Raw genomic sequence first — 19,068 nt, 5'->3', positions numbered from 1 at the left:
ACCTCTCCGAGGTAGCCCGTTGTGCTGCTGGGTTCCGTGCGATTGTCAGTGCGCCGCGTAGGAATCGAACCTACAACCTGCCCACGCTTTGCGCTCGGCGATCTCACGCGCTTGGCTTCCCAAGTTTCTTCTGGATCTCCTCCGCCCGATCCAGATGTTTCTCGATCACCGGCTTGGCTTGTTCGATCAGCTTCTTGAGGTCCGCGTTCTGCGCCTGATCGTGAGCCTTCGCCGCCAGATCGAGGACCGCCTTATGGATCCCGATCTCCTGATCGATGTACGTCCGGTCGAACTGCGATCCCTTGGGGGCGGCCTTGAGAGCAGCCATCTCACTCTGAGCGGCGGGCTTCAGCGGATCGTCGGCCGGGGCGTCCGGCGTGACGTTGAGCCGCTGGGCGAGTTGGCGACCCTGAGCCCGAAGCGCATGGTGCTCACCCATCATCAGCTTGGCGAATGCCTTCACCTCTGCGCTGCTGGCCTTGCCAAGCGCAAACGCGGCGGAGGCGCTATCAGCGGCGTTCGCCTCGTCCAGGAGCGCGACGATGTTGGCATCGCTGAGTCCTGCGCCCGCGCGCGCCTGGGCGGTGTCACCGGTGGACGCCACCGATGAAACGGCGGAGTCCACAGCGGGCGCCTCGGCCGGTCTGCTGGCACTCTCCGTTCTGCCCTTGCAGGCCCCGATCAGCAGAAGCCCGGTCCAGATAGCTGCGGTTGTTGCATGTCGCGTCGATACCATACGCATAAATCCTCTCTTCATGGGTGAGTGACGCTGGGTCAGAGTGACATCAAGTACTCGATCAGATCCGCCTTTTGCCCCGACGTGAGACTGAGCCCCTTCGCGGAGACGTAGCGCTCTACCACGTCGGCCAGTGTGGCTGCACTCCCGTCGTGGAAGTACGGGGCGTGCTGCCAGAGACCGCGGAGCGGCGTGGTCCGGTACATCTTGGTCGCGCTCCGCCGGGCGTGCGTCGGGTCGGTCGGCACCTCCAAGGTGTCGTGGAGCCGCGCGTTGGCGTCGGTGAGCTCGGGCCCCGCATGGCAGGTGGCACACTGCGCCGTGCCCTCGAACAGGACCTGGCCGCGGGCCGCAGCCGCGGGGTCGAAACTCGCCGGCGGCGCCGGTGGCGCCGTCAGACTCAACTGGTACGCCTCCAGAGCCGGCAGCTTCCCCTCCACAGAATCCGGTGGGTTGTTCACGGCGACCCCGAGCCTCGGCTCGCTGAACGACCCGTGCCCGTGCATCTGGGTCACGGCCACGTAGCGGTTCCAGTAGGCAGGCCGGTCACCGTCGCCGGTGTAGGTGACGCTGTGCACGCCGGCGAGCCCGTACGCGGGCGGGATCACTGCCGGATCGCTCTGCCCGTCAATGTTGAACCGCGCGTCGTACTTGCCCGGTCCCCACGAGTTGTAGACCGCCTTCTGATCCGGCGTGAGCGCAGGAGACAGCGCGATGATGGCTCCCGGGTCGAGGTCGAGGTTCGGCCAACCGTCGAGTCGGGAGCCGATGCCCGGCGCGGCTCGATTATCCACGGTCGAGTGGCACAGGGCGCAAGTGATCCCGATGTGTGTGAGGGTATCCTTCCCACCCACCGTTTCGACGGTGCCCTTGAGCCCCACGACCGCATTGAGCTTGAGCAGCGCAACGGTGGTCGCTGGGTCACTCAGATCAGCCGACTCGAGGGTGCCGGGGGGGAGCGCGTCGGCATCGACCTTGAGGCCCACGCTGAGCGCGGTTTGCGGACTCACCGCCGTCTGAATCACCTCGTGCATTCGAAGGGTGTCGGTCCAGAAGGTCTCATCGCCAAAGGTGTCGAACCGGAAGGTGTGCTTGCCTTCGGCGAGCTGGTCTGGAGTGGGCTCCGTGGGGGCATGGCCGTTATCGCTGCAGGCTCCGAGACCCAGGACTACGCCGCAGAGGGCGAGGAGGGGGACCCGAGTGCCACTGCCGGCCCGTCGGCGAGCTACGCCGACAGGGGTGTCAGGCCGGTGCTTGTGGTGCAACGCATTGTGCGGCATAACGTTATCTTATGGCCAGAGCAGCGGTGGAATGATAGTTAAGATTCTTATTAAATTTCTTACCACATTATCGGTTGTATACATTGCAGTGTCAATACCCGGAGAGTCGCATGGCACGGCGCGAAGCCTTCCGAGGCACCCAGGGACGGATTCTGAACCTGTTGCGAACGTCCGCTCTTACCGCGAATGAGATCGCCGCACACCTCGGCCTCACTCACAACGCGATCCGCGGCCACCTGGCCGCGCTCCAGCGAGACGGTATCGTCCGGGAAGCCGGGTGGCAGCGCGGCAGCAGCCGTCCCGCCGTGCTCTACGAGGTCGTACCAGAGGCGGAAACCATTTTCTCGAAGGCGTATATCCCCTTCGTCGCTCATTTGATGCGGGTGCTCCAGGAGCAGATGGGGCAAGGTGAACTAGACCAGATCATGCACCTGGTGGGTCGGAGCCTGGCATCGGAGTGGCCCCGCTTGAGGGGCAAGTTCCCCGAGCGAGTCGAAGCGGCGTCGGCACTCCTCGACGACCTGGGAGCCCTCAACGTGGTGGAAAAGCAGAACGGAGGGTATGTGATCCGCGGCCGCAGTTGCCTGCTGGGCGCCGCGGTTCACGGGCGGCCTGAGGTGTGCCACGCCATGCAGAGCCTTCTTGCCGATTTGCTGGAAGCGCCGGTGCGTGAGTGCTGCGAACGAGGCGAGCGGCCCCGATGTTGTTTCGAGATCACGGCTCCCCCTGGAGCGGTGGACGCCTCCCACGCAGTTCAGGTCTGACGCATTGCGAGGCCGCGATCGAGATCGGGCAAGCTGGCGCGGATCGCCCGGCCGTTGTAGAGTCGTGGCTGTGCCCGATGCAAGACCTGCGTCGTACCCGCCACCGCGCCGAGCTCGCGCGCGCCGGCGCCTAACCGACGGACCGCCTAACCGACAGCGTATCCACTCGACTGCATGAACAAGCCCGTCCTGCTAACCGTCGATGACGACCCCGAAGTCCTGAACGCCATCGAGCGCGACCTTCGCCAACATTTCCGTGCCGACTACCGGGTGGTCAAGGCATCATCCGGTGCCCAAGCACTCGACACCGTCCGCCAGCTCCTGCGGCGCGGCGCCCAGGTGGCGCTCTTCCTGGTCGATGAGCGCATGCCCCACATGACCGGCACGCAGTTCCTGCTCGAGGCGATCAAGATCTACCCCGACGCGCGGCGCGTGCTGCTCACTGCCTATGCCGACACCGAGACCGCCATCGCCGCGATCAACCAGGTCGGACTCGACCACTACCTCCTCAAGCCCTGGGAGCCGCCCACGGTGCGGCTCTACCCGGTGCTCGAGGATCTTCTCTCGGACTGGTTCGCCCGTGCCCGGCCGCCGTTCGACGGCATCCGCGTGGCGGGCAGCGCGCTCTCGCCCGCGAGCTTTGCGGTGAAAGACTTTCTCGCGTCGAACCAGGTACCGTACCAGTGGCTCGACACCGAAGACGATGTGACCGTGCGCGAGCTCCTCTCGGGTGTGAATGGCGGCGCGGCACGTCTCCCGGTGGTGTTCTTCCCCGACGGCAGCACGCTGGTGCAGCCCACGACGCGCGAGCTGGCCGAGAAGATCGGGTTGCAGACACGGGCGCAGAAACCCTTTTACGATCTCATCGTCGTCGGCGGGGGGCCGGCCGGTCTCGCCGGCGCCCTGTACGGCGCGTCGGAAGGGCTGCGCACGATCCTCGTCGAACAAAGCGCGCCTGGTGGTCAGGCCGGAACGAGCTCGAACATCGAGAACTACCTCGGATTCCCCGGCGGCGTCACCGGGGCCGATCTCGCGCGACGTGCGGCCACACAGGCCAGGCGCTTCGGGGCTGAGATCATCACGGCGCAGGAGGCGGTCGAGATCAGACGCGAGGATCCGTACCGGAAGGTGATCCTCTCGGACGGCTCGGAGCTGACCGGGTACGCGCTCCTGATCGCACCGGGGATGCAGGTGCGGCACCTTGCGGCCGAGGGCCTCGAGCCGCTCCTGGGCGCGGGCGTGTACTACGGCGCGGGACTCAGCGAGGCCGCCACCTATCGCGGCAGGGACGTGGTCCTGGTCGGCGGCGCGAACTCGGCCGGCCAGGCCGCGATGTTCTTCTCGCGACACTGCCGGAAGGTGACGATACTCGTGCGCGGGCCCGACCTCGCGGCCGGCATGTCCCGCTACCTGGTGGATCGCATTCAGGAGACGCCGAACGTGGAAGTGCTGGTGAACACCAGTGTGGTCTCCGCGTGCGGAAACGGGCGGCTCGATGCCGTGGCGGTAGTCGACGGGGTAAGCGGCGGGCGACGGGAGCTGCCTGCCGCCGCCATGTTCATCTTCATCGGGACGGCCCCGCGAACCGAGCTGTGCCGCGACCTCGTGATGCGCGATTCGCAGGGCTTCGTGCTCACCGGGCGCGACGTGATGACCGAGGGCCATCGTCCCTCGGGCTGGACGGTCGCGCGCGATCCCTACCTCTTCGAGACCAACGTGCCGGGAATCTTCTGTGCCGGCGATGCCCGCCACGGCTCCGGCAAGCGCGTCGCGGCGGCCGTCGGCGAAGGATCAGCGACGGTGAGCATGGTCCACCAATACCTGCAAACGGTGTAAGCCGATGACCAAGCCGCGCCCTGAGTCGGGGACTGCCGGAGATGGCGGCGACGTCCTGGCGCGCCTCGCGGCGCACCGCGCGATCGGGAAGGTGCCGCGTGCGGAGCTGGAGTGGCTGGTCGCCCACGGGACGCTCGAGCGCTACGAGCCGGGCTGGATGATCGCCCGCAAGGGCGAGCCGGTGGAGGCACTGTACGTCATTCTCACCGGACACGTGTCGCACCTGACCGATCAGGGCGGCACCTGGCGCAAGGTCATGGACTGGCGCGAGGGGGACGTGGTCGGGATGCTCCCGTACTCGCGGCTCGCCACCGCGCCCGGCAATTCCGTGATCCAGGTGCCGAGCGAGCTGTTTCGGGTCGCATGCGAGCACCTGCCGGTGCTCCCGGTCGAGTGCCCGCAGGTGACGGCGGAGCTGGTGCACGTGATGGTGGACCGGGCGCGTGCGTTCAAGGTGAGTGACCTGCAGGTGGAGAAGATGGCTTCCCTGGGGAAGCTGGCGGCGGGGCTGGCGCACGAGCTGAACAACCCGGCGTCCGCGGCCGCCCGGAGCGCGCAACTCATCTCGGAGGCGCTGGACGAGGCCGACGACGCGTCACGCGCGCTCGGCGCAGCGGCTCTCGATGCTGGCGCGCTCGCGATGCTCGCACGCGTCCGCTCGGCCTGCGGCGCCCCCAGACTGCTCTCCCCGCTCGAGCGCGCGGACCGCGAGGAGTCCCTGGCCGGCTGGCTCCTGGATCACGGTGCGGACGATGCGCTTGCCGCCCCGCTCGCCGAGACCGACGTCACGCTCGGACAGCTCGGCGAGCTCGCGACCGCGATCGGTGGCGACAAGCTGCACGCGTCCCTGCGTTGGGTGGCCGCCGGGTGCACGGTGCGCGGGCTGGCCCGTGACATCGAGCGGGCCGCATCGCGGGTGCACGAGCTGGTGAGCGCCGTGAAAGGCTTCACCTACATGGATCGCGCGGCCACGCCCGACTCGGTGGACGTGGGGAAGGGGCTCACCGATACCCTGGCCGTGCTGGCGGGCAAGGCGCGGGGCAGGTCAGCGATATTGACCCTGACGGTCCCGGCGGACCTCCCGCGCGTGCGCGGCTTCGGTGGGGAGCTGAATCAGGTGTGGGCCAACCTGGTCGACAACGCCCTCGACGCGGTGCCGGAAGGTGGGCGAGTGATGGTCACCGCGGCCGGGGAAGGAGCCATGGTCGTGGTCCGAGTGACCGACGACGGGCCGGGAATACCGATCGAGGTGAAGAGCCGGATCTTCGATCCGTTCTTCACTACCAAGGCGGTGGGCATGGGCACCGGCCTTGGCCTCGACATCGTCAGGCGCCTGGTGGACCGGAACGAGGGATCCGTCGAGGTGGCGTCCGAGCCCGGGCGAACCGAGTTCCGCGTGGCGCTACCCGTGGCCGGGTGAGATCGTGGTCAGAAACGACTCCACCGCCGGTGACAGCACCCCCTCGCCGGTGCACAGCGCCAGGCCGTAAGCCGGGGTCGTACCCGACAGCTCCCGATAGCGCACCCCCGGAAAGCGCAGCCGGCTGACGCAGGCCGGTGCGATCGCCACCCCCATCCCGGCTGCCACCAGGCTGATCGCCGCCTGCCAGGATCCTGCCTCCTCGACAATCGAGAGCGTCACGCCCGCCGCCTGACAGTCGCGCATCATCTGATCGTACATCTCGTACGAGGACCACCGGACCACGGACACGAACGGTTCCGAGGCCAGGTCGCGCAAGCGGATCTTCCGGGCCTTCGCCAGTGGGTGATCGCTCGGTACGGCCGCGCAGAACGGCTCGCTCCAGGTCCGGTGGATGCGCAGCCCGGGCTCGGTCACCGGCTGGCTGAGGAAGCCGAGGTCGAACTCGCCCTGCCCAAGCTGCGCCGCCCCCGGGACGGTGGAGACCTCGTGCAGGGAAAGGCGCACCCGTGGGTAGCGCGATCGGAACGTCTTCAGCAGGTCCGGCACCACCATCAGCATCCCGATCATGACGTAGCCGATGTCGATCGTCCCCAGCTCGCCGCGGCCGAGCGCGTGGACCCGGTGCACTCCTCGCTCGAGCTCGCGCAGGGTCTTGCGGGTGGACTCGAGGAACGCGGCGCCGGCCTCGGTCAGCTCCACGTGCCGGCTGGTGCGGAGGAAGAGCGGCGACCCCAGGGCCTCCTCCAGGGCTCGGATCTTCTGGCTCAGGAACGGCTGGGCGATGCGGAGACGGGTGGCGGCGCGCCCGAAATGCAGCTCCTCGGCCAGCGTCGCAAAGTAGCGGAGAGCCGGAAGTCCCAGTCGGTCAGTGATATTCATACCGATATCAATACATACAAACCCAGTATTGGACAAGAATGGTGGCTCGGCGCGATCTTGCCGGTCCGCCGAGCCCACCCGGCGTGAAGCGACTGCCTCGGGAGACCGGATCCACCATGATCGCCAGCCGCGTCCCGCGCCCGACCCGGATCGGGCCGGCCCAGCGCATCATCGTCGCCATGCTCATCGGCCTCGGGCTGGGCGTCAGCTTCCCCGACGGGCGGCGGGGCCACGGCTTCCACGCCGCCGATCTCCAGATTCTCTCGACGCTGTTCCTCCGGATGGTTGCCGCCACCATCGTCCCGCTGCTGTTCGCGACGCTGGTCGTGGGTATCGCCGGGCACGGCGACGACCTCAAGCGGGTGGGCCGGCTGGCCCTGCGGTCGCTGCTCTATTTCGAGGTCGTCACCACGCTCGCGCTCGCCGTGGGGCTGCTGGCAGTGAATCTGGTGCAGCCGGGCATCGGCGTGAGCCTGGGCACGGGCACCGCCGGCCCCGTCATACCGACGGCGGCGGCGCCCACCTTCGCCGCGGTGCTGGAACACAGCGTGCCTCGGAGCGTGTTCGAGGCAGCCGCAGGGAACGAGTCCCTGCCGATCGTGGTGTTCGCCGTCGCGTTCGCGGTGGCACTGGCGCAGGTCGCCGGGCCGAAAAGACAGGTCATGCTGTCGTTCTGCGAGAGCCTGAGCGAGGTGATGTTCCGCCTCGTCGGCATGGTGATGCAGTTCGCGCCAGTCGGCGTCGGCGCCGCCGTTGCCGTGACCGTGGGCCGGAGCGGACTCGGCGCGCTGGCCCGTCTCGGCGTCCTGGTGCTCACCCTCTACGGGTCTCTGCTAGCCTTTGTGGCCCTGGTCCTCGTGCCGATCGCGCTTGCGTGGAAGGTCCCGATCCGCCGTTTCTGGGCGGCGACGAGAGAACCCTGCCTGATCGCGTTCACCACCGCCTCGTCCGAGGCGGCGCTCCCACTCGCCTTCCGGAACATGGAGCAGCTGGGGGTTCCGCGGCGCATCGTGTCGTTCGTCCTGCCCGCAGGCTACACCTTCAACATGGACGGCACCGCGCTCTACCTCACGCTGGCCGGGGTCTTCGTGGCGCAGGCGGCCGGCATTGCCATGCCGCTGTCCCGTCAGGTGCTGATGATGCTCACGCTGATGCTCACCAGCAAAGGCCTCGCCGCGGTTCCCCGAACATCTCTGGTAGTCCTCACGGGCGTGCTCGGGCAATTCGGGCTCCCGCTCGAGGGAGTCGCCGTGATTCTCGGCGTGGACGCCCTCATGGATATGGCGCGGACGTCGGTGAACGTCGTGGGGAACTGTCTGGCCACGGTGGTGATGGCGCGCTGGGATGGCTCGTTCCCCGCGCCAGCAGGAACCCGTACGGATGGCCTGGCTGCACGAGCGGAGGCGTCGCGATAATGCCGCCGATCGTGCCGTCGCGCGTGCGCCTGATCACGTCCACTGACATCGAGAATCTTCTACCCGAGCTCATGGACGTGCTGCGCGAGTCGGTGCACGGCGGAGCCTCGCTTGGGTTCCTCCCGCCACTGACGCAGGAGGAAGGCCGCCGCTACTGGCGGTCGCTCACTCCAGAGGTCCGGGGTGGCTCACGGATGCTCTTCGCAGCCACCGTGGCGGGCCGGCTCGTCGGGTCAGGCCAGCTCGCGCTCTCCTCGTGGCCCAATGGCCGGCACCGGGCCGAGGTGCAGAAGCTGATGGTCGCGGCGGCGTGGCGAGGGCGGGGGATCGGCGGGAGCCTGATGAAGGCCCTGCACGAGACCGCGCGGCAGCTCGGCCGCCCGCTGCTCCTGCTTAATACTCGCCGCGGCGATCGCGCCGAGCGGTTCTACCGCGGGCTCGGATACAAAGAGGTGGGGCTGATTCCCGGATACAGCATCGGTCCAGAGGGAGAAGCGTACGACAATCTGGTGATGTACCAGCTGCTGGTGCCGTCGCCGTGACGGCCCGTCCTCGGCTGCCGGCCGAAACGCCCCAGGTCACGCTGGAGGGACGCCACGGTGGTATACTGGTGCTGTCCCCTGGCCCTTGAGGAATGCATGCGCAACATCGCACAGGTTCGTCTGCTGATCGGCGCGGCCCTTGTTGCCGCGCTCGCATGCAGCGACAGTGACAGCGACGGCACCGGTCCCGGCGACCTCACTGGCACCCTCCGCGTCATCCAGGCATCCCAGAGCACCACAGCGCTGGACGTGCTGGTGGACGGCAGCGTCGTCGCATCCGGACTGGACGCGGGAACGGTCTCTTCCGCCATCCCGATCTCGACCGGCCAACGTACCGTCGAGGTCAGGCCCTCGGGGGGAAGCCCGAGCCCGACAACGCTTCACCTCGCCGTCGCCGCGGACTCCCAGTACACGGCCGTGGTGATCGATTCGTCCTCGGTGCTGAATCCCATTGTGGTGACCGATACCGGAGCGGTTCCCGCTGCCGGCAAGAGCAAGCTGCAGGTGGCCAATCTGGCGCGGCTCGCGGGGCCGATCGACGTGTACCGCCGCCAGCCGGACTTCGACGGAATCATCGACCTGGCGTTCCCGTTCGACTATCGCACCATGAGCGGCTACGTGCAGAGTGATCCTGGCGATTGGCAGGTACTGGTCGCCACCGAGGCGCGTGTCGGCGGTGTGCCGCCCGCGGAGCCTCAGGATACGCTGCTGATCGTGGACCCGGTGACGCTGGCGGCCGACCAGGCGGCCACCGTCGTGCTCACGGATGACCCCGCCGGTGGCATCGCGGCGGTGGTCGTACAGGAGCGCTAGCGCCGCCGCGGATCCGCGGAACGCGAGCGCCCGGTGAGCAGCAACCGTCTTATCGAAGCACCGTCTCTTCGATGGCGTCGAGCAGGTAACCCATCTGGCGGGCGCTGTCGGTGAGGTAGCGAAAGGTCCGGTCGCCGGTCCGCTCGAGCTTGAACTCCGAGAGCGCCGCCACCCCCTGCACCGTACTGTCGGGATAACTCCGGCGGAGGGTGAACTCGACCCGGTATGGCCGATCCATGGTGAACGGCTTGAATTCGCCGCGCCGTTCCCGGCGGACCGCTTCGGCGGCACCGTCACGCAGCATCCGCCGCACCCGGGCGGGACTGTAGGTGATGGCTGCGCTGTGTCCCACGGCGTACTTGGTCACGATCGCCACGAAGCCGTCGGGCACCATGCCCTTGGTCTCCTCGATCAGCACATCGTCTCCGCTCACCAGGGAGACGGAGACCCCCATCTCCCCCGCGATCAGCGCGTTGATGCCCACCTCGTTCAGCGACTTCCCGTTCACCGTGAAGCTGTCGAAGGCGAAGTTGTGCGCCAGAACGCCCGGGCTGCCGGCGTTGGCGTGCGCGCCGGTGAACATCAGCGTGCCGAAGCTGCTGTCGATGCCGGTGACCATGACCAGCGGCTTGGGGAAGCCGCGCACCAGGATGGCGCTACTGTCGACCTCCCACGGCAGCACGTTGGCGAACAGGTTGCCCCCGTGCCCCTCATTCACCACGAAGCTTCGCGCCCCGGCCAGACGAGCGCCGCGGATCGTGGCGTTGACCTCCTGGGTGAGCAGCACGCGGAAGTGATCCCAGTAGTCCGGACCCGTCAGATCCTTGTACCGTGGGGCCTCGTTGCCGGCGATCACTTCGTGGATGTTCACCACGCTCCCCATCCCCTCCATGTCGGGAACGATGAAGACCCGGAAGCCCGGCTCGTAGGGTATGTGCTTGTCCCGAAACGCCGCCGATGAGGGCGGGGTGGGGGCCTGCGCGTGGAGCACCGAGGCCAGGCAGAGCAGACTGAGCACCGTCGTTAATCGCATCACCCCTCCCGGGAGGATGGGAAACTCACACGTCACCGACCACGAGCAGTCTGAGCTCGGTCATCTCCTCGATCGCGTAGCGGACGCCCTCGCGCCCCTGTCCCGACGCCTTCACCCCGCCGTACGGCGCGTGGTCCACCCGGAAGCCGGGCACGTCGTTCACCACCAGGGCGCCCACTTCGATTCGCTCGAATGCCCGCAGGATCCGCCGCATGTCGTTGGTGAAGAGCCCGGCCTGCAGCCCGTACTGCGAGTCGTTGACCGTCGCGATGGCGTGGTCGAAGTCGGGGTACGGGCGAAGCGTGGTGACCGGGGCAAAGATCTCTTCGCAGTTGACTCGCATGGCGCTGGTGCTGTCGAGCAGCACCGTCGGCTGGAGCGTGGCCCCCGTCCGTCCGCCACCGACCGCGACCCGGGCTCCGGCCGCCGCCGCCTCGGCGATCCACGTCGCCGCGCGCTCGGCACTCGCCTGGTCGATCATCGGCCCGACGTCGGTCGTCTCCGCCAACGGGTCTCCGGTCCGGAGTGCGCCGACCGCCGTCACGAAGCGCTCGGCGAACCGCTGGTAAATCGACTGGTGCACCAGGATCCGCTGGGTCGAGATGCAGGACTGCCCCGCATAGAGATACCCGCCGGCCACGCAGCGCCGCACCGCGTGCTCCAGGTCCGCGTCCGGCTCGACGATCACGGCGGCGTTGCCGCCGAGCTCGAGCGTCACCCGCTTGGTCGGAGCTCGCCGGCGCACCTCCCAGCCGACCCGGGCCGAGCCGGTGAAGCTGATCATCCGCACCCGGGGATCGTCGATGAGCGCTGCCGAGTCTTCGTTGGTGCAGAGCAGGACGGCGGCGGCGCCAGGCGGGTAGCCGCTCTCCCGGATGATCTCGCCCAGCAGCAGGGTGGCGAGCGGGTCCTGCGGCGGCGGCTTGAGGATCATGGCGGCGCCGCACGCCATCGCGGGCGCCAGCTTGTGGGCGGCGAGGAGCACGGGGAAGTTGAACGGGATGATCGCGGAGATGGGCGAGAGCGGGAACCGTCGGGTGAGGCCCCAACGCCGCTCGCCGTGCGGCAGCAGGTCCATGGGGATCACCTCGCCGCCCATCCGCTTGGCCTCCTCCGCACCCTGCTGGAACACGAAAACCGCGCGGTCGATCTCCATGCGTGCCAGCGCGAGTGGCTTGCCCGCCTCCCGGGCCAGCAGACGGGCGAGCTCGTCCCGGCGCCCGGCCACACCCCCGTGGATGCGGTCGAGCGCCGAAGCGCGCGCGTGGGACGGCAGAGCCTGCGCCGCGGGCGCGGCCGCCACGGCGGCATCGATGGCGGCGGCCACCTCGCCGGGGCCGGCCAGCGGGGCGTGACCAACCAGCTCGCCCGAGTAGGGGCTTCGGATCGCCAGGGTTGGCGCCGCGGTCCTCACTGCGCGGGCCACACTCTGCTCCGGGCGGCCTCGTAGGGAAGCTCGATCTCGTACCGGCGCTCAAGGGCGGATTGGAGGCCGGCGAGCGCCTGCTTCATCTCACCCCGCGCCCTTGTCCCGCCGCTTGGGAGGGGTGCGCTTCGCAGGCTTTCCCTCCGGCGTTTTCCGCGTCACGGCCTTCACCGCCGTCGCCAGCTCCCCGGCGGCGTCACCCAGCCCCGGCAGCTCGGCCCGGCGCCCGCTCAGCTTTCCGGTCCGCACGTCGGTGCTGAGGGCACGACACATCTCGATGCCCCGGCGGGTGCGAAACCGCTCCTGGAACCCTTGTGGATCATCCGAGCTGGAGGCGGTGAGAAGACCCCAGGCCCGGAGCCGCAGGTCATCCAATCCGCTCTTGAGCTCCTCCAGTCCTGTCGCACCTAGCGTCCCCTGTCCGGCCTGGGTTTCGAGGGTCGACAGCATGGCGCTCAGGGCCGCTACCTGCTCCACCCACGCGAACTGACCCATGGTGCCCTCCCGATTAGAGGCCAGCTACTGGCATACGAACGCGCTGATGTAATGCGGGGTAGGATACAACGTCTCTCTCAGCCGAGCCTGCACGTTCGACTTGGACAGCGCCGCGGCCAGTGCCTCGGCGGCCGGTCGCTCGTCCGGCGGGGTGAACCGAATCTCGTTTCCGGCGATGCCGTACCCCGGCTGCTGGTTGATGCTCTCGGGCAGCAGTCGTACCCGCCAGCGTCCGGTGTCCCCCTTGCCCTTGATGTTCAAGGCCGCGCGGGCGATTGGCTCGCTGGTGGCCCGCTTCCGCTCACAGAAGAAGAAGTCCACGTTGTACCCGCCGAGCCCCGCGGCCGCCGTGCGCGGTTCGTCGGCGTTGGCCGGCAGGACCTGGGTCGGGACGGCAGCCTCGTCCTCATAGAACGCCGAGGTAGCCGCGGCCTCCTGCTTGACGAGAGTGTCCTTGGCGCCGATCGCGATCACCTTGAGCAGCTTGTACCGAAACGGATCGTCCGCCAGCGATTCGACCAGCACTCGGACGGCGTCCTCTTCTCTCGGATCCTTGCCTTTCTTCTCGATCACGTTCTTCACTTCCTGGTACAGCTCGAGGGTGACCTTGCGGCTCGACTCGAGGCCCTTGAGGTCGGCGTCGGCCTGCTTGATCGCGAGGTCCAGGCGCGTGGCCTCGGCCTGCAGCCGCTTGATTTCCGCATCAGCGGGCAGCGCCTTCCACGTCGCGAACACCCCGAGGGCCAGCGACACGACGGTGATGCCCTTGGTAGCGATGTCGATCGCGGACGTCGGACGGGGGTCGTCAGCCATGGCAACTCTCCAGACGGTGTATGGCGGGGTGTCACCAAAGATGCACCTGGCCACCAGCCTGGTCGAGTGCTCAGCGCTGCGGCTCCACTCGGCGGGCTTCGGACTCCTGCGCCAGCACTCGTTCGGCGAAGTCGAGGCGCTCCTGCGTCTCACCCAGCTCCTGCCGCAGCCGGCTTACCTCGAGTTCGATGGTGTCGAGCCCGGGCGGGAGCTCGCTCGCGGCGGGAGCCCGGCGCAGGTGCTGGGCCCAGAGCCCGAAGCCCAAGGCAAGTGCCGCGTGCGTCGTGCCATGCCACCCTCCGGCCGCGAAGCCGACTGCGACCAGATTGATGCCGCTCAGCCCGACGGCGACCGGGTACCAGATAGCGGGTTTGAGAGTCATGGCGAGATCCTGTCGACACGGGCGACGCGCTCGGGCGTCAACCCTTGATGATGTTGTGAATGGTGGCGACCTGCGGTGGCCCGGAGTCGAGCCCCATGGGACATCCTATGAGAAATGGGCCATCGGACGAATCCAGCTCCGACCTGGCGGTGCTACTACGACATAGCCACCATCTGCGTTTCGCCGGGCGGTGACCCCGGCATCTGTTACCAGGTCCCTACCGACCGTGAAGGAACCGTCCGTCCTGAGTATAGGTAAAGATCTGGTAGACCCGTTGCCGCACCTTCACGCCCCCTCGCCGCGCGGCACGGTAGCGCGCCTGCCGGAGCTCCTTGAGCACCGCGTCGGTCCATGCTGGCGCGCTCTCCTCCACCAGCTCGATGCTGCACCGCTCGATCCGGCCCGTCGGCTCGACGATGAACCGAAACACCGAGCGACCATTCAGGACCTCCCGCACGCGCAACGGCATGTCTTCGATCGGCAGGCGCTCGGCTTGGACCGGCTCATCTACCGCGTCAAACTCGAAGATCGAGTCGATCGCCGCTGCCCGGGACGTGTCGCAGCCGGTCTCAGCCGCCGACAGCGCGCGGGGCGCCTCGGCGGCCTGCGCTGAGAGCCGAGCCGCAAGCGTGACCCCCAGGGCCGCAATGCCCATCAGCTGTTTCAGCGTCAACATCCCAGCGCTCCGCCGGGTACCTGATGAAGGGACCATGGAGGGGGCCGCGGGTCACGCGAGACGGCCGGCGGGCTACGTCGCGCGCACCGCACGATCTTTCCAGTTCCACCACTTCAGCAGCTCGGCCTTCGGCCGTTTCGTGCGTGCCGAGTAGAAGGCGCAGCGAAACGCGTACAGGACGCACGGATCCTGGCGCGTGCCGCGCAGACGATTCAGCTGGGCGTAGAGGCGCTCGGGGTCGCGCCGCTTCAGATCAGCGACCCGTCGAACTCCAAGCGCTCGTAGATCAGCCGCCAAGCTCGGGCCGATCCCGGGCAGCGTCTGGAGCTCATCTCTTCGTGCTGTCACCAGATCTCCTGCGCGTGTCCGCCTGAGGGAAACACCTCGGCCTGCCGCTCGACGCCCGCCAGACGAGGTTGCGGGGAACAAGCCCCACGAATCGGCTCACCACCAAAGATGCACGTCGCTTCCACGCCGGTCGAGAGGGCTCAGGGGCAGCCGGCCAGAGCCCCGCAGCCTGCCGTGTGCATAAAACACCCCTCGCGCATCTCCCGCCTGTGCTCCGCGGCAGAATCGCCGCCGTCTCACGCGACAACCCACAGATGTTGGAGGATTCGATGCGAGCCGCACCCTGGTCGCTCGCCCGGCGGACGCCGGGCCTGGTCGCCGTTCTGTGTCTGACGCTCGCCGCCGCCGGGGCAGCCCCCGTCCGGACGGCCCCGACGACCGGACGTATCACCGGATCGGTGCGCGACGCCCGGGGCGCGCCGCTGATTCACGCCGAGGTGCAGGTCGTCAGCACAGCTCTCTCGGCGCTCACGGACAGCGCTGGTGTCTACCTGGTGCCTGCGGTGCCTGCCGGCCCGGTAACCGTGCGGGCCTCGCGCACCGGCTACGCACCGGCCGAAAGCGGCGGCACGGTCAGGGCCGGACGGACACTGACACTCAACTTCACCCTCGCGCCGGGTCCAATGCGGAAACAGCTGGCCCAGGAAAAGGCCGCCGAACCCACTCCCATACCCCGGAGCGAGGCCCTCAGGAACACGGACCAGGTGATGCGCCGAGGGACCGCCGCGCTCGGGTACGTTGGGGCGGCCAGATGGCCCAGCCCGGCCGAGCCGTCCAACACCGAGGCGTACAACCTGGTCAACGAGAACCGCTTCCTCGGAGCGGCCACGAATCCGCTCTCCACCTTCTCCATCGACGTCGACGCCGCCTCCTACAGCAACGTGCGCCGGTTCCTGAGCCAGGGCACGCTGCCGCCCAAGGACGCGGTGCGGCTGGAGGAGCTGGTCAACTACTTCCCCTACCGGTACCCCGACCGGAGTGGCGAGCACCCGTTCGCGGTCTCGACCGAGGTGGCGCCCTGTCCATGGGCCACAGACCATCGGCTGGTCCGCATCGGCCTCCAGTCCCGGCGTCTGCCCACCCGCGACCTGCCGCCGAGCAACCTGGTCTTCCTGATCGACGTCTCCGGCTCGATGAACTCGCCCGACAAGCTGCCGCTGGTCCAGCAGGCGTTCCGGACGCTGGTGCATGAGCTGCGGCCCGAGGACCACGTGGCGATCGTGGTGTACGCCGGCGCTGCGGGCCTGGTGCTGCCGTCCACCAGCGGGTCGGATAAGGCAACGATCCTGGGAGCGATCGACCAGCTCCAGGCGGGCGGCTCGACGGCGGGCGGCGCGGGGATCCGGCTGGCCTACGACGTGGCGCGCGAGCACTTGGACCCGGAGGGCAACAACCGCGTCATCCTGGCCACCGATGGCGATTTCAACGTCGGGGCAAGCAGCGACGCGGAGATGGTGCGCCTGATCGAGCAGCGGCGGGAGGAAGGCACCTTCCTCACCGTGCTCGGCTTCGGCACCGGCAACCTCAAGGACTCGAAGATGGAGCAGCTGGCCGACAAGGGAAACGGCCATTACGCATACATCGACAGCTTCCGCGAGGCGCAGAAGGTCTTCGTGCAGGAGTTCGGCGGGACGCTCTTCACCGTCGCCAAGGACGTGAAGATCCAGGTCGAGCTCAACCCGGCACGGGTGCAGTCCTACCGGCTCCTGGGCTATGAGAACCGGCTCCTCGCGAAGGAGGACTTCAAGGACGACAAGAAGGACGCCGGCGAACTGGGCTCGGGCCACTCGGTCACCGCGCTGTACGAGGTGGTGCCGGTGGGCGCCCGCGAGGTGGCGCTGGACGACGACAGCCTGACCTACCAGCAGGTCTCCCTACGGCCGGGTGCCCGGCACAGCTCGGAGCTGCTCACGGTGCGCCTACGCTACAAGGATCCCAGGGGTTCAAGCAGCAAACTGCTGGAAGTGCCCGTCACCGATCGGACCGGCGCGGCGTCGGAGGACATGCGCTTCGCCTCGGCGGTGGCCGAGTTCGCCATGCTGCTGCGGGAGTCGGAGCACCGCGGGCAGGCAAGCTGGGAGCAGGTGCTGTCGCTGGCCCGGGGCGCGCGAGGAGAGGACGAGCAGGGGTACCGCGGGGAGTTCATCGGGATGGTGGAGACGGCGCGGACCCTGGCGGGCGAGGGCGGCGCGGCATCTGGCCCCGGCGAGGTGGAGTAGACGGCTCGCGGTGGTGTTGACCATCCTCTGGGCCGCGCTCAGCTTTCGGGGACCATGAGGAGGCCCATATGGCAACCAATACGATCGAATCCGAGCTGCTGGACCTGGAGAAGCAATACTGGGAGGCGATCAAGAACAAGGACGCGAACGCCGCGATGCGCCTGAGCGACGACCCCTGCATCATCACCGGGGCGCAGGGGGTCGGGCGCATCGATCGTAAACGGCTCGGTGGCATGCTGAGCGCCGCGTCCTATACCCTGCATCGCTTCGAGCTGAAGCACGACGCGCAGGTGCGTCTGCTGACCGACGATGTTGCCGTCCTGGCGTATAGCGTCCACGAGGAGCTGACCGTGGACGGCAAGCCGGTGACGCTGAACGCGGCGGACTCGTCCACCTGGGTGCGTCGAGAGGGCCGTTGGGTCTGCGCTCTGCACACCGAGGCGATTGCGGGTGATCCCTTCGGGCGTGACCGGGTATCTGCCGGCGACTAGCGCCGGGAGCCGGGTGAGAGCCCGCTCACGGAAGGAATCAGGGCAGGGGGATAGAGTTGATCGGATACCCCGTGCAACTCCAACCCCTGCCGTGAGGTGCGCCGTGCTCCGCATCCGCCGCCATGTCCTCGTCCTCATGCTCGCCGCCGTCGGCTCGAGCGCACTCCAGGGATGCGCTCGCAACGCTCAGCGAGGCCTGGTGATCGGCGCCGCCGGCGGAGCCGTGATCGGGGGCGTGATCGGCAAGGTTTCCGGCTCCACCGCCAAGGGTGCCATCATCGGGGCCGCCGTCGGGGGTGCCGCCGGTGCCATCATCGGCGACCAGATGGACCGACAGGCCCACGAGCTCAAACAGAACATCCCCGGCGCGACGGTCGAGCGGGTGGGCGAGGGCATCCAGGTCACCTTCGAGTCCGGGCTGCTCTACGACTTCGACTCCGACGTGGTGAAGCCTGCCGCCCGAAGCAACCTCCGGGCACTGGCCCAGAGCCTGGAAAAGTACCCCGGCTCCGACCTGCTGATCCTGGGCCATACCGACAGCGTGGGCACGGACGAGTACAACAAGCGACTCTCGGTCCGGCGCGCCGACGCGGCAGCGGAGTATCTGGTGGCCCAAGGCGTCGAGCGCTCCCGGATCGGGACCGGCGGGTTGGGTGAAGAGGAGCCGATCGCGAGCAATGCCAACGACGCGGGCCGCAGCCAGAACCGCCGGGTCGAGGTGGCGATCTACGCCAGCGAGAAGCTCCGCGAGGAAGCCAGGCGGAAGGCAGGAACGCGCTGAGCTTCACAGCGTCGGATGCAGACTCGCCCGCGCAATCCGGGCACGCAGGTGCTCGTAGGCGCTCGCGCTCAGCCCGGCGACCACCAAACCCAATCCCCAGCCGCCCAGCACGTCCGTGGTCCAGTGGACGTCCAGGTAGATCCGGCTCAGTCCGACGAGCAGTGGTCCGAGCCAGCCGATCAGCAGGGCCGCTCGATGGGACAGGAGTCCCTCACGGGCCAGGAGGTAGGACAAGGTGATGAGCACGGCGGTTGAGGCCGTGGCGTGTCCGCTGGGGAACGAATAGGAGACCAGGTGCAGAGGTACCGCCCCCGGTGGCCGGATGCGATGAACGAGGTCTTTGACTCCGACGAACAGCGCACTGGCCACGGCCGGAGCGCTCGCAACGACGGCGGCGATATGCCGCCCGCGGCTGTTCCACAGCCACACCGCCATGGCCACCGCCAACCAGGTCAGTGCGTTGGCCGAGCCGACGATGGTGATCACCCGAAACACCGCCGAAACCTGCGGAATCTGATGGGCCAGCACCCAGGTGCGTACGGCTTCGTCGAAGCCCCTCGTCTCCTGCTCGACCACCTCACTGCCCACCCAGGCGAAGAGGGAGAGTCCGAGCAGCGAGGCGGACACGATGGCGATCCAGTACCAGGCCAGCGTTCGGAGCCAGCCCCCCAGCCGCTCACGCCGATGGCGCCACGATGTGAGGAAGGCGGGCACGG

The 19,068-nt window shown here is 68.2% G+C and carries 20 protein-coding genes; 9 read left to right on the top strand and 11 right to left on the bottom strand.

The genetic code is table 11. The features are described 5' to 3' along the window. Positions 1-103: 103 nt before the first annotated feature. Both VHR41_03240 and VHR41_03235 read right to left on the bottom strand, forming a co-directional pair. Complete coding sequence (locus VHR41_03240) at positions 104-625, bottom strand: DUF4142 domain-containing protein (protein HEX3233186.1); 522 nt, start codon at positions 623-625, stop codon at positions 104-106. Between the two features lie 149 nt (positions 626-774). After that, positions 775-2,016: a hypothetical protein gene (locus VHR41_03235; protein ID HEX3233185.1), complete on the bottom strand. Its 1,242-nt coding sequence runs from the start codon at positions 2,014-2,016 to the stop codon at positions 775-777. A 110-nt stretch (positions 2,017-2,126) separates the two neighbouring features. Between VHR41_03235 and VHR41_03230 the strand changes: the two genes are divergently transcribed. The 3 genes from VHR41_03230 (at position 2,127) to VHR41_03220 (ending at position 6,036) form a co-directional block, all read left to right on the top strand. Further along, a complete protein-coding gene (locus VHR41_03230; protein ID HEX3233184.1) occupies positions 2,127-2,780 on the top strand; it encodes an ArsR family transcriptional regulator in 654 nt (217 codons plus the stop codon). 174 nt (positions 2,781-2,954) lie between these two features. Beyond that, positions 2,955-4,616: an FAD-dependent oxidoreductase gene (locus VHR41_03225; GenBank protein HEX3233183.1), complete on the top strand. Its 1,662-nt coding sequence runs from the start codon at positions 2,955-2,957 to the stop codon at positions 4,614-4,616. A 4-nt stretch (positions 4,617-4,620) separates the two neighbouring features. Beyond that, the gene (locus VHR41_03220) at positions 4,621-6,036 is read left to right on the top strand and encodes an ATP-binding protein (GenBank protein ID HEX3233182.1); all 1,416 of its coding nucleotides are present in this window, start codon (positions 4,621-4,623) and stop codon (positions 6,034-6,036) included. On the opposite strand, the gene VHR41_03215 is transcribed toward VHR41_03220, so the two are convergent. Continuing rightward, positions 6,019-6,918 (bottom strand): LysR family transcriptional regulator, encoded by a 900-nt coding sequence (locus VHR41_03215; protein HEX3233181.1) that lies wholly within the window; start codon positions 6,916-6,918, stop codon positions 6,019-6,021. The genes VHR41_03220 and VHR41_03215 overlap by 18 nt on opposite strands. A gap of 83 nt (positions 6,919-7,001) precedes the next feature. On the opposite strand from VHR41_03215, the gene VHR41_03210 reads away from it, so the two are divergent. From VHR41_03210 to VHR41_03200, 3 genes are all read left to right on the top strand, one after another. Next, on the top strand, positions 7,002-8,333 hold the full coding sequence (locus tag VHR41_03210; protein ID HEX3233180.1) for a dicarboxylate/amino acid:cation symporter: 1,332 nt from the start codon (positions 7,002-7,004) through the stop codon (positions 8,331-8,333). Further along, on the top strand, positions 8,333-8,875 hold the full coding sequence (locus tag VHR41_03205; protein ID HEX3233179.1) for an N-acetyltransferase: 543 nt from the start codon (positions 8,333-8,335) through the stop codon (positions 8,873-8,875). The genes VHR41_03210 and VHR41_03205 overlap by 1 nt, the downstream gene beginning before the upstream one ends. Positions 8,876-8,971: 96 nt before the next feature. Continuing rightward, positions 8,972-9,688, top strand: coding sequence for a DUF4397 domain-containing protein (locus VHR41_03200; GenBank protein ID HEX3233178.1), 717 nt, complete (start codon positions 8,972-8,974; stop codon positions 9,686-9,688). 49 nt (positions 9,689-9,737) lie between these two features. Here the strand turns inward: VHR41_03200 and VHR41_03195 are convergent, their stop codons facing one another. From VHR41_03195 to VHR41_03165, 7 genes are all read right to left on the bottom strand, one after another. Beyond that, positions 9,738-10,721: a M55 family metallopeptidase gene (locus tag VHR41_03195; protein ID HEX3233177.1), complete on the bottom strand. Its 984-nt coding sequence runs from the start codon at positions 10,719-10,721 to the stop codon at positions 9,738-9,740. A 25-nt stretch (positions 10,722-10,746) separates the two neighbouring features. Continuing rightward, positions 10,747-12,147 (bottom strand): aldehyde dehydrogenase family protein, encoded by a 1,401-nt coding sequence (locus VHR41_03190; protein ID HEX3233176.1) that lies wholly within the window; start codon positions 12,145-12,147, stop codon positions 10,747-10,749. Positions 12,148-12,234: 87 nt separating this feature from the next. Then, positions 12,235-12,642, bottom strand: coding sequence for a hypothetical protein (locus VHR41_03185; protein HEX3233175.1), 408 nt, complete (start codon positions 12,640-12,642; stop codon positions 12,235-12,237). Positions 12,643-12,666: 24 nt separating this feature from the next. Next, the gene (locus VHR41_03180; GenBank protein HEX3233174.1) at positions 12,667-13,455 is read right to left on the bottom strand and encodes a hypothetical protein; all 789 of its coding nucleotides are present in this window, start codon (positions 13,453-13,455) and stop codon (positions 12,667-12,669) included. 70 nt (positions 13,456-13,525) lie between these two features. Further along, positions 13,526-13,837: a hypothetical protein gene (locus VHR41_03175; GenBank protein HEX3233173.1), complete on the bottom strand. Its 312-nt coding sequence runs from the start codon at positions 13,835-13,837 to the stop codon at positions 13,526-13,528. Between the two features lie 217 nt (positions 13,838-14,054). Then, positions 14,055-14,513, bottom strand: a complete 459-nt coding sequence (locus tag VHR41_03170) for a hypothetical protein (protein ID HEX3233172.1) — start codon at positions 14,511-14,513, stop codon at positions 14,055-14,057. Positions 14,514-14,585: 72 nt separating this feature from the next. After that, positions 14,586-14,861: a helix-hairpin-helix domain-containing protein gene (locus VHR41_03165; GenBank protein HEX3233171.1), complete on the bottom strand. Its 276-nt coding sequence runs from the start codon at positions 14,859-14,861 to the stop codon at positions 14,586-14,588. Positions 14,862-15,130: 269 nt separating this feature from the next. Between VHR41_03165 and VHR41_03160 the strand changes: the two genes are divergently transcribed. The 3 genes from VHR41_03160 to VHR41_03150 all read left to right on the top strand — a co-directional run bounded on the left by VHR41_03160 (position 15,131) and on the right by VHR41_03150 (position 18,352). Beyond that, entirely contained in the window at positions 15,131-17,080 is a 1,950-nt protein-coding gene (locus VHR41_03160) for a von Willebrand factor type A domain-containing protein (GenBank protein ID HEX3233170.1), read from the top strand. A gap of 68 nt (positions 17,081-17,148) precedes the next feature. Continuing rightward, entirely contained in the window at positions 17,149-17,571 is a 423-nt protein-coding gene (locus VHR41_03155) for a nuclear transport factor 2 family protein (protein ID HEX3233169.1), read from the top strand. 103 nt (positions 17,572-17,674) lie between these two features. Next, on the top strand, positions 17,675-18,352 hold the full coding sequence (locus tag VHR41_03150; protein HEX3233168.1) for an OmpA family protein: 678 nt from the start codon (positions 17,675-17,677) through the stop codon (positions 18,350-18,352). Positions 18,353-18,355: 3 nt separating this feature from the next. On the opposite strand, the gene VHR41_03145 is transcribed toward VHR41_03150, so the two are convergent. After that, positions 18,356-19,066, bottom strand: a complete 711-nt coding sequence (locus VHR41_03145) for a phosphatase PAP2 family protein (protein HEX3233167.1) — start codon at positions 19,064-19,066, stop codon at positions 18,356-18,358. Positions 19,067-19,068 lie beyond the last annotated feature (2 nt).

The sequence above is a fragment of the Gemmatimonadales bacterium genome, assembly GCA_036265815.1.
In the GTDB taxonomy this organism is placed as follows: domain Bacteria; phylum Gemmatimonadota; class Gemmatimonadetes; order Gemmatimonadales; family GWC2-71-9; genus CAVVWJ01.
The sequence above is the reverse complement of the archived record's forward strand: the minus strand, read 5'-3'. Positions and strand labels throughout refer to the sequence as shown.